Annotated in this window: 7 protein-coding genes; 5 read left to right on the top strand and 2 right to left on the bottom strand. The window is 71.6% G+C overall.

The annotated features are described in order from the left end of the window. Positions 1 to 166: 166 nt before the first annotated feature. The 3 genes from ACFVFQ_RS29185 to ACFVFQ_RS29175 all read left to right on the top strand — a co-directional run bounded on the left by ACFVFQ_RS29185 (position 167) and on the right by ACFVFQ_RS29175 (position 3,665). Positions 167 to 580 (top strand): DUF3592 domain-containing protein, encoded by a 414-nt coding sequence (locus ACFVFQ_RS29185; RefSeq protein ID WP_383421604.1) that lies wholly within the window; start codon positions 167 to 169, stop codon positions 578 to 580. Positions 581 to 951: 371 nt separating this feature from the next. After that, positions 952 to 1,761, top strand: coding sequence for an SDR family NAD(P)-dependent oxidoreductase (locus ACFVFQ_RS29180; RefSeq protein WP_383421601.1), 810 nt, complete (start codon positions 952 to 954; stop codon positions 1,759 to 1,761). Between the two features lie 335 nt (positions 1,762 to 2,096). Beyond that, a complete protein-coding gene (locus ACFVFQ_RS29175; RefSeq protein ID WP_383421598.1) occupies positions 2,097 to 3,665 on the top strand; it encodes a Na+/H+ antiporter in 1,569 nt (522 codons plus the stop codon). An 83-nt stretch (positions 3,666 to 3,748) separates the two neighbouring features. Here ACFVFQ_RS29175 and ACFVFQ_RS29170 read toward each other — a convergent pair whose 3' ends face one another. Continuing rightward, complete coding sequence (locus ACFVFQ_RS29170; protein WP_383421595.1) at positions 3,749 to 4,522, bottom strand: class I SAM-dependent methyltransferase; 774 nt, start codon at positions 4,520 to 4,522, stop codon at positions 3,749 to 3,751. A gap of 562 nt (positions 4,523 to 5,084) precedes the next feature. Between ACFVFQ_RS29170 and ACFVFQ_RS29165 the strand changes: the two genes are divergently transcribed. Together ACFVFQ_RS29165 and ACFVFQ_RS29160 are read left to right on the top strand one after the other, a co-directional pair. Continuing rightward, positions 5,085 to 6,122 (top strand): Gfo/Idh/MocA family protein, encoded by a 1,038-nt coding sequence (locus ACFVFQ_RS29165; RefSeq protein ID WP_383421593.1) that lies wholly within the window; start codon positions 5,085 to 5,087, stop codon positions 6,120 to 6,122. After that, on the top strand, positions 6,119 to 7,132 hold the full coding sequence (locus ACFVFQ_RS29160; RefSeq protein WP_383421588.1) for a Gfo/Idh/MocA family protein: 1,014 nt from the start codon (positions 6,119 to 6,121) through the stop codon (positions 7,130 to 7,132). Before ACFVFQ_RS29165 ends, ACFVFQ_RS29160 begins: the two co-directional genes overlap by 4 nt. Positions 7,133 to 7,277: 145 nt before the next feature. Here ACFVFQ_RS29160 and ACFVFQ_RS29155 read toward each other — a convergent pair whose 3' ends face one another. Then, entirely contained in the window at positions 7,278 to 7,769 is a 492-nt protein-coding gene (locus tag ACFVFQ_RS29155; protein ID WP_383421585.1) for a GNAT family N-acetyltransferase, read from the bottom strand. Positions 7,770 to 7,908: the final 139 nt, after the last annotated feature.

The following is a 7,908-nucleotide window of genomic DNA, read 5'->3' as shown; positions in this document are numbered from 1 at the left end:
TGCACTGGTACAACCACCACCGACCCCACACCGGAATCGGCGGCCACACCCCAGCCAGCCGCGTCACCAACCTCTCCGAACAACACACCTAGGCCCTGTCGTCCGACGAGTCAGGCCGGGGCGGGAACGGAACGCCAGGCACGGGGAATCCGGAAGGAGGCGCGCGATGGACGGAGTGGCGGTGCTGGCGGTGTTCGCCGCGTTCGGTGGTGCGCTCGCCCTGCTCGCCGGGGTGTACGGGCTGCGGCACGTGCGCCGGGTGCAGCGGACCGGTGTGTGCGTGCCGGCCCTGGTCATGCAGGCGCCGGGCCGGGGCGCCGAGGAGCCGGTCCGGCCGCGCCCGTTGCTCCAGTTCGTGACGGACGACGAACGGGTCATGGAGGTGGTCTGCCCCGTCGCGTCGACGTCCCGCCGTCCGCTGATCGACGGTGACCGGGTGCTCCTCCACTACGACCCCGCCGATCCGCGCACCGTCGTCGTCCGGGACCGGGAACGCCTGGGCATGGAGCGCGCGTTCATCGCCGCCGGCGGAACCGTCCTGCTGCTCGCGCTGGTGCTGTTGGCGGCCGTGGCGCTCTGATCGGCGCGCCGGCCGGGCGGTGCCTTCCGGCCGTCGCGCCGCAGGTCATCAGGGCGGCGTCAAGAGGGGCCGGGAGTGCTTGCGACCGTGCCCGGCCCGGCATTTGATGGTGGCGTGAACAGCGCCTGGCTCCTGCTCGACCGCCCGCCTCATCCGGCGGCCCCGTGTCGTGCGCCGCGCTGCCCGGAGGGCTCCGCCTCCCTCTGAGCCGTCTTCCGGATCCTCACGGGGCGTCACGATCCGCTCGGGCGCCCCGTTTCCGTGCCTCCGCACGGCCATGCCCGTTCGCTGCCGCCCGTTGCGGCAGCGACTCCGGCATAGCCGGACGCGGCGCACCCCTCCCTTCCTTCGTCCCAACCCAGATAGGAATCATGTCCGTCTTCGACCTTTCCTCCCGTACCGTCCTGGTCACCGGGGCCACCTCCGGCATCGGTTACGAGACCGCCCGGCAGCTCGCCGAACGCGGCGCGACCGTGCTGCTGCACGGCCGGACCATCGAGGAAGCCCTGGCGGCGGCCGATGCGCTCGTCGCCACGTCGGGCCTGGATGCCGCCCGACTGATCGGCCTCGGCGCGGACTTCGCACGCCTGGAGGAGGTCGAGGCGCTGGCCCGGCGGGTCGTCGCCGACCACCCGCACCTGGACGTGCTGGTCAACAACGCCGCCACCGCGGCGCCCGAGCGCCACACCCTCACCGCCGACGGCAACGAACTCGCCTTCCAGGTCAACTTCCTCGCCCACTACCTGCTGACCTGCCTGCTGGAGCCGGCAATCACCAGCGGAGTCGGCGGCCGCGTGGTCAACGTCTCCTCCTCGCTGCACCGCACCGCCTCCATCCAGTGGAGCGACCCGCAGCGCGCCCGCCGCTACTCCCGGCTCGCCGCCTACGCCCAGTCCCAACTCGCCCTCACCGTCTTCGCCGCCGACCCGCGCGTGGCCGCCGTCTCCGTCCACCCGGGCGTCTGCGAGACCGGTCTGCTGCCGCTCTACGGCGTCGAGGGCGGCCCGGCGGCGGAGGGCGCGACCCATGTGGTCCGGCTCTGCGACCCGGCCGTCGAGATCGTCAACGGCGCCTACTACGACCGCGACCAGCGCGTCGACCCGGCACCCGTCGCCGCCGAGGACCGCACCGTCAAGCGCCTGAGCAAGCTGGCCGACGAACTCGTCGCCCACCACGCCTGACGGCCACTCCCGCGCTCCCGCACTCCACCGACACTCCGAAAGGATCCGTACCGATGTCCAAGCGCGCCCGTAAGAAGAGAGCCCGCCGCAAGAAGAACGCCAACCACGGCGGCAAGGCCGGGCAGGGCTGAGGCCGAACTCGCGGGGCCCCGGGGCGGATTGCCGTCCCGGGGCCCCGCCATGACGCCCCCTCAACCGCGGCCGCGCATGCGGACACATGGCGCGTAGGAACTGTGGCAGAGACCCGATAAAACCCGATAGGTTTCCTTGCGGAGTGCCGGGAAGTCTGGTCGGCGGCGGTTCCTTGACGGCCGAAGCCACCGAGAGACGAGCGTGTGACCGAACTTACTGCCATCCTCCTCCTCGTCGGATTCGCCACCCTGGTGGCCACCGGCGCCCGCCACTGGCGCATCCCCGCCCCCTCGTTGCTGGTCGTCGGCGGGGTGCTCATCGGCCTGTTGCCCTGGCTTCGGGACATCCAGGTGGCGCCCGAAGTGATCAGCGTGGTGGTGCTGCCGCCACTGCTGTACGCGTCCGCCGAGGACATCCCGTGGCGCGAACTGCGCCTGGTGTGGCGGCCGGTGACCGTCCTCGCCTTCGGTCTGGTGCTGGCCAGCGCGGCGGCCGTGGGCGTGGTGGCCTCCGCGGTCACGCCGCTCTCCCCCACCATGGCGTTCGTCCTGGGCGCGGTGCTGGCCAGCACCGACCCGGTCGCCGTGACCGCCCTCGGACGCAAGATCGCGCTGCCGCCGCGGATACAGGTGCTGGTCCAGTCCGAGAGCCTCTTCAACGACGCCACCAGCCTGGTGCTCTTCAAGGTCGCGGTGGGCACGGCGGTCGCCGCCAACGCGGTCACGCTGCCCTCGGCCGGCGGCCAGTTCCTGCTGTTGGGCGGCGGCGGGGCGCTGGTCGGCGGCGCCGTCGCGGGCGTGGTCGCGCTGATCCGGCGGCGGACCGAGGACCCGATACTGGAGACGGTGATCGCCCTCGTCACCCCGTACGCCGCGTATGTGCTCGCCGAGGACCTGCACACCTCGGGCGTCACCGCGGTGGTGGTCGCGGGGGTGGTGCTCGGCAGCACCGGCCACAAGCTGACCAACGCCGCCATCCGCCTCCAGGTGCACGCCGTCTACGGCACCGTGGTCTTCCTCCTGGAGAGCGTCGTCTTCGCCCTGATCGGGCTGGAACTGCCTCCGCTCGTGCGCCAGTTGACGCCGGACGAACGGGCCTGGCCGCTGGGGCTGCTCGCGGTGGCCGGCACGGTGCTCGCCGTCCGGCTCCTCGGGGTCCTGCCGCTGTCCGCCATCATGCAGCGGCGCCGCGGCAACGGCACGGTCACCTGGCGCATCCCCGCGGTGGTCTCCTGGGCCGGCACCCGCGGCGTGATGCCGCTGGCCGCCGCGCTGTCCATTCCGCTGACCGCCGACGGCGGCGGCCCGTTGCCACACCGCCCGTTGGTCCTCGTCCTCACCACCGGCGTGGTCGTCTTCACCCTCGTCCTCCAGGGCTTCACCCTGGCACCGGTCGTGCGCTGGTCCGGGATCGCGCTGGAGCCGGAACACACCGCCCGGGAGGAGGCCCGCGCCCGCGCCGGCCTCGCCAAGGCGGGCCTGAGCTGCCTGGACGACCTCGAATCGGCCGAGGCCGCGCCCGCCCCGGTCATAGACCAACTACGGCGCGGCCTCCTGGCCCGACTCGACCAGGCCGACGCCGACCAGGACGACGCCGCCACACCCACCCCATGGGCCTCGGCCGCCACCTACCGGGAACTGCGTCGCACCGTGATAGCGGCCGAATCCGCCCAACTCCACCGCCTGTACGCGGACAACCACATCAGCGACACCACCCGCCGCAGACTCCAACGCAGCCTGGACCTCGAAGAGGCGGGTTTGGGCGACGACTAGGGCGCTTCTGACGGATCTCCGCGGCGCCGGTGGCGGTGGCGGTATGACCGACCCACCTGCTGCGACAAGACGCCCTACAGGCCCTAGTTGACCGAGCCAGTGTCCGAAAGCGGCACCTCGACAACGAAGAACAGGAAGCAGGGTTTGGCCGAAAGGTCGCGGAAGCCGTCGGGGAAGAGTTCACGGGCGGCCGGGTCCGGCTGCGGCTCGCTGAGGGTGGCAAGGCGGAAGCCCGCGGCGGTGAAGGCATCGATCATCGCGTGCAACGGCTTGCGCCAGAACTTCATCGGGACGGTCTGCCCGCCGAACGTCCAGTCGAAGGTATAGCTGGTGGTCGCGAAGTAGTCGGGCCGAGGTTCCTGGATCGTGTAGGCCACGACCGGGTGGTCCACCGACGCGATCAGCCGGCCGCCGGGCCTGAGCACGCGCCGCAACTCGGCCAGCGTCGGCCCCCAGTCCTCCAGGTAGTGCAGGACCAGCGAAGACATCACGTCGTCGAACGCGCCGTCGTCGAACGGCAAGCGGTCGCGAAGGTCGACCTGGTGCACGTCCGCGTCCGCACCGAGCCGTCGCGTGGCCAGTGCCAACATTCCCGCGCTGGCGTCGATGCCGGTGACGACGGCGCCGCGGTCGCGCAGCGCTGCGGAGAGGGGGCCGGAGCCACAGCCGGCGTCCAGGATGCGACGACCGGACACGTCTCCGGCGAGGTCCAGCATCGCGGGTCGCGCGTAGTACGCATTCACGAGACTGCACTCGTTGTCCGCCGAGTACGCCTCGGCGAAGCTGTCGTAGTCGTTCACCCGGGCCGCGTCCGCAGACTCGTCAGGGCGCTCGGGCACATCGGTTGCGCGTTCCATCGTCGCAGCCTAGTGAGCCATGGGTCACAAGATCCGCCGGACGGGCCATATCGCGCCGCCCCGCCCCCGCCACGTCAGATTCAGCAGCGGTCCCGGAATCAGAACCGGTCGCGGAACTTGACGCCGGCCACCAACAACCCGACCAGTGCCACCGCCACCAGCACCCCCACGACGCGCTCCGCGCTCACCACTTCACCGCCGGCACGACCACGCCGCCGCAACCATCCACCACGGGTCTCCTCCTCGCGCGCTGCACCCGATCCGTTCCCGGTCCGCCCGGTCCCGGCGCCGATCCCGGTCCACCGTGGCGGCCGAACCGCCGCCGGACGCACCCCGGCACCACTTCCCTAACGGAATCCGAACGTCGACGGACACCCTTCGGCCACCGGGCCGGGAGACGCCCCGCACACGAGGCGTGGGCCGCCCGGCAGGGGGAGGCTCACCGCGCCCCGCTGCCCTGTGCCCCGCGCCCCACATCAAGCGGGTCGGAGAAATCAAAGCCACCGTCACTCCAGCCCACGGCACAATTGATCTTGACGTAGAGAGAAAGGCACGAACCTCGATGTCACCGCTTCATATCGGCCTGCTCGGCGCGGGCGCCATCGCCCGCTCCCACCTCGACGGCTGGCTGGAACTGGGCGCCACCGTCAGCGTGTACAGCCGCGGCGACTCGGCGGAGAAGCTCGCCGCCGAGTACGCCGCGCTCGGCCACGACGTCACCGCCAGCACGCTCGACGAACTCCTCGCCCACTGCCGCGCCGTCGACATCTGCACGCCCACCGCCACCCACAAGGACCTGGCCCTCGCTGCGATCGCCGCGGGCAAACACGTCGTGTGCGAGAAGCCGTTAGCCCTGACGGTGGCGGACGCCCAGGAGATAGGCGCAGCGGCCGAGTCAGCGGGCGTCCGCCTGCAACCGGCACATGTCGTGCGCTACTTCCCCGCGTACGCCGCCATGCGGAAGGCGGTGCACCAGCGCGAGCTCGGCGACCTCGCCGTGCTGCGCTTCACCCGGAGCAGCGCGAGGCCGCGTTGGGCCCCCTGGCTCGGCGACCCCGCCCAATCCGGCGGCATCCTCATGGACTTCATGCTGCACGACCTCGACATCGCCCGCTGGGTCGCGGGGGACGTGGTCCGCGTACACGCCCTGACCCGAGGCACCGAGCGCCTCGCGGATACCCAGGCCGGGAACGGCACGGACGCCCCGGCCGACGTCGTCACCGCCACGGTCGTGCTCACCCACGCCTCCGGCGCGCTCACCCACGTCTCCGGCCTGTGGGGACTGCCCGACCAGCCGTTCCGCACCACGTTCCATGTCGCCGGCTCCGAGGGGCTGCTGCGCCACGACTCCGCCGCCGCGCCCGGCTTCCGCATCACCGCGCAGGACGCCCGCACCGCGCACGAGGGCATCCCGTCGACGCCCATGACGGAGAGCCCCTATCTCAGCCAGCTCCGCGAGTTCGCCGCGGCATGGGACGACGCCATGGTGTCGCCCCGCGTCACCGCCCAGGACGGCATCGAGGCCGTGCGCCTCGCGCGGGCCGCCCTCGAATCCAGCCGCACCGGCCGCGCCGTCGAGCTCAAGGAGGTCACGCGATGAAGGTCGCCGTCCTGTCGTTCGCCCACGTCCACGCGGCCACGTACCTGGAGTTGCTGCGGGACATGCCCGGCGTGGAGGTCCTCGCCAGCGACCCGGACACCGCCGGCGCCGCACCCGGTGAGGTGCGCGGCAGCGATCTCGCCGCCTCGCTCGACGTCCCCTACGCCGCCACGTTCGACGACGTCTTCGCCTGGCAGCCGGACGCGGTGATCGTCTGCTCCGAGAACGCCCGCCACCGCCCCCTCGTCGAACTCGCCGCCGCACACGGCGTGGACGTGCTGTGCGAGAAGCCGCTCGCGACCACCGTGGCCGACGGCGAGGCCATGCTCGCCGCCTGCCGCGCCGCGGGCGTGCGCCTCTCGATCGCCCACCCGGTCCGCTTCAGCCCCGCGTACGCGGCCGTCAAGCGGGCCGTCACCTCCGGCGACACCGGCCGCGTCCTCACCGTGACCGGCGCCAACAACGGCCACCTGCCCAGCCACCTGCGCCAGTGGTTCGCCGACCCCGAACTCGCCGGCGGCGGCGCCCTCATGGACCACACCGTGCACCTCGCCGACCTCCTCGACGACCTGTTCGGGGCCCGCGCCGTCGAGGTGTACGCGCAGACCAACAACCTGCTCTACGAGGGCAAGGCCACCGTCGAGACCGGCGGCCTGGTCACCGTGACGTACGACAACGGCGTCGTGGCCACCATCGACTGCAGTTGGTCCCACCCCCGCTCCCACCACTCCTGGGGCGGCCTGGACATGACCGTGGTCGGCGAGCGGGCAACCCTGGAGATGGACGCCTTCGACCAGAAGGTCCACGGCTTCAGCGAACGCCGCGGCACCGGCCTCGAACTCCCCTACGGCGTCGACCTGGACGAGCGCATGCTGCGCACGTTCCTCTTCGGACCACGCAAGGGCGAGGTGAACGTCTCGGACGCCGAAGCCGGCCTGCGCCTCCTGCGGATCGTCAAGGCCGGCTACGCGTCGGCACGGGCGGGCGCACCGGTACCGGTGGAAGACTGACAACCGGCGAGGCTCCCTGTTCCTCCTTCCCTTCCCTTCAGCGAAGGGAAGGAGGAACAGGGGATGGCGATGTTGCGGAAGTTGGTGGCGACCTCGATCCATGGGCCGCCATTGCCGCTGTAGGAGAGCCCAAACCCCCCTGCCTTCAGGGGAGTTCCTTCCGCATCAACGTGCACATCGTCTCGTAGCGGCGCACCGACCCGTCCGGAGCCAGTTCGTCCCAGGCATCAGCTTCCCGGCCGTAAGCGACATAGCCCAGTCGCTCGTACAGCGCCCGTGCCCGGGGGTTGTCCTCCTCCACCCCGAGCTCGGCCCGACGGAGGCCGCGCTGTCTGATCCGCTCCTCCGCCGTCCGAATCAGGAAGCTGCCGACCCCGCACGACTGCCAGGCAGGATGGACCGCCAACTGCCACAGCGTGCCCACCGCTTCACGAAGCCCGTAGTCCACTCCCCCGATGGCCACCGGCACGCCCGAGGACGGGCAGACCGCCAAGTAGTCCACCTCGCCGAGCTCGGCCCGCCGCAACTGCTCGGCAACGGACCGAAGATGGAGGGCGGACCCCGACCACCCGCACGCCGCCAGATCATCCGTCAGGAGATCGCGCGCACTGAGCGTCAGCACCATCTCGTCCACCATCCTCACCACCTCCGGCTGACCAGGATCGGCGCGAACGCCCCGGGCGGCAAAGGGTTTTCGTCGACACCGAACGTCTCGGTGGCCTGCCTTCCCGAGTGAGGCCACAGCCACCGGCCCGGCTCGTCCCCGCTCACCAGAC

The sequence above is a fragment of the Streptomyces sp. NPDC057743 genome (genome assembly GCF_042798755.1).
Taxonomy (GTDB): Bacteria; Actinomycetota; Actinomycetes; order Streptomycetales; family Streptomycetaceae; genus Streptomyces.
Note: the sequence above shows the minus strand (reverse complement) of the source record. Positions and strands in the feature narration are given on the sequence as shown.